The 237-nt window shown below is 61.6% G+C and carries 1 protein-coding gene; it reads right to left on the bottom strand.

Annotated elements, in window-relative coordinates; all coding sequences use genetic code 11:
• Positions 1-221, bottom strand: a 221-nt coding sequence (locus SB754_RS22865) for a hypothetical protein (protein WP_410784549.1), incomplete at its 3' end; no start/stop codon positions are given.
• Between the last annotated feature and the right edge of the window lie 16 nt (positions 222-237).

Raw genomic sequence — 237 nt, 5'->3', positions numbered from 1 at the left:
CCGCGCATGTATATCCTCGGCCGCTTCGGTTTTGGCGTCTCCTCCTCGGTCGGCGCAGGTTCGGTCTTGTTGCCCATCGGCCGCTGCACCGTTTCCGGGCGCTCAGCGATATCTCGGACATGATCGCCGGAGATCACGCTGTGCCCATCCATGAAGCCCGGATTCTCGGCGCGACCATCAACGGTGGCCTGATCAGCGATCACATGCAGCACGATCTTCACATCCACACCCGAAACC

Source organism: Leifsonia sp. SIMBA_070 (assembly GCF_046534635.1).
GTDB lineage: Bacteria > Actinomycetota > Actinomycetes > Actinomycetales > Microbacteriaceae > Leifsonia.
Note: the sequence above shows the minus strand (reverse complement) of the source record. Positions and strands in the feature narration are given on the sequence as shown.